Raw genomic sequence first — 1,645 nt, 5'->3', positions numbered from 1 at the left:
CTTACAACGGCTAACACAATGAGGTGAGTCGCCTTCCGGCACCTGACGACAGCAGTACGGTCGGGTGATCGCGCGAGTCGGCCTGGTGGTTACATGTCGCGCCAGTTCACGAACATGTGCGGCCCTGATCCCGCGATCGGCTCGCTGAACGGATCCACCGCGCCGGTTAGGACGGCCAGGCAGAACTGTGCCATGCCACCGTCGAAGACCGTCCAGCGGTTCGCCCCCCACGGCGCCTGCCTCCGAAAAGTGACCACCCTCCAGCTGTCGGGTGCGCCCTTTCGTAGCCAGAAGGCGACATCGCTGCTCGCCGAGTCCGCGAAGGGCAACAGGAGCGGCAAGCCTTGCCTTCCAAGGAGAGCGCCCAGTTCCTGGCAGTCCCGGTCCGAGAGTGCGGGATCGACTCTGTCGAGGAGATCCCCATACGGCGATCCCGGGACGGGAGGCGTACTGACGGACAGGTACTCGTCGATCTCTCCCCCGCCGTACGACTCCACGAACTCGCGATAGTCCGCAGGGAGTTCCAACTGCGCCGTGTCGGAGAGCCCTTCCCAGTCCACCGCGTCCCCTCCGGAGACAGGTGGCGGGAGTAGCTGACGCAGGCGAGCGACAGCAGGCTGAGGCATATCAGAGTTCCTTCCTCGTCCCTGTGGGTCGCCGGTCTCGGCGGCTGCCAAGAGAGGTCAAACATGGCCACCGGTGCGGTTGTCGGCTGCGGTCCGGAGGTGCTTGAGTTCCGTCCAGCAGCGCAAAACAGCTAACACAATGATTTCACTCGTCGGAAGGTGATGAGGCAGCAGGCCAGTCTGAGGAAGGCCTCATGGATGTCGGCCCGACGTTCCCAGCGGATCCTCAGGCGTCGGAAGCCGTGCAGCCACGCGAAACTCCGCTCGACCACCCACCGGTAGGTGCCCAGCCCGGTGCCATGCCGCGTTCCACGGCGGGCAATCGCCGGCACGATGCCGCGATCGCGGACCTGGTCCCGGTAGACGTCGTGGTCATAGCCACGGTCGGCAAACACAGAGTCGGGCTTGCGGCGGGGACGGCCGACACGGCCGCGGACCGGTGGGATGGCGTCGAGCAACGGCAGCAGCTGGGTGACGTCATTGCGGTTGCCGCCGGTCAGCAGGACCGCGAGCGGGGTGCCGTGCCCGTCGGTGATCAAGTGGTGCTTTGAGCCGGCCCGGCCCCGATCGACCGGCGACGGACCCGTATGGCTCCCCCTTTTAGGGCCCTGACGTGGCAGGAGTCGACCACGCAGCGGGACCAGTCCAGCCGCAGGGCCGCGTTTAGCTCGGCCAGAAGCACCTCGTGCAGTTGCTGCCACACGCCAGCCTCGTTCCAGTCCCGCAGTCTGCGCCAGCACGTCATGCCCGAGCCGAAGCCCAGCTCCTTCGGCAGGTACTCCCACTGGATACCGGTGTGCAGCACGTACAGGATCCCGGACAGCACCTGCCGGTCCGGCAGCGGCTTGCGGCCCGGGTACCGGAAGCGCCGCTCACGTTGAGGCAGTAGCGGCTCCAGGCGGTCCCACAGCTCATCCGGCACGGTCCACGGCAAGTTCCCCACGCCGGGGTGAACGCTCAACTTCCACCCAGGGCACTGCTGTCAGAGCCGATCCACCTCATTGTGTTAGCCGTTGTTA

The 1,645-nt window shown here is 66.3% G+C and carries 2 protein-coding genes; both read right to left on the bottom strand.

Annotation, left to right across the window (positions count from 1 at the left end; translation table 11 throughout):
- Positions 1-89 precede the first annotated feature (89 nt).
- On the bottom strand, positions 90-560 hold the full coding sequence (locus ACFY0D_RS40220; protein WP_390802812.1) for an SMI1/KNR4 family protein: 471 nt from the start codon (positions 558-560) through the stop codon (positions 90-92).
- 197 nt (positions 561-757) lie between these two features.
- Positions 758-1,560, bottom strand: a protein-coding gene (locus ACFY0D_RS40215; RefSeq protein WP_390802813.1) for an IS5 family transposase whose coding sequence is annotated in 2 segments (ribosomal slippage) — positions 758-1,243 and positions 1,246-1,560 — 801 coding nt in all. Because the reading frame shifts where the segments join, the coding sequence is not laid out codon by codon here.
- Between the last annotated feature and the right edge of the window lie 85 nt (positions 1,561-1,645).

It is taken from the genome of Streptomyces sp. NPDC001502 (genome assembly GCF_042894785.1).
Taxonomy (GTDB): Bacteria; Actinomycetota; Actinomycetes; order Streptomycetales; family Streptomycetaceae; genus Streptomyces; species Streptomyces kutzneri.
This window is presented reverse-complemented; position numbering and strand designations above follow the sequence as displayed.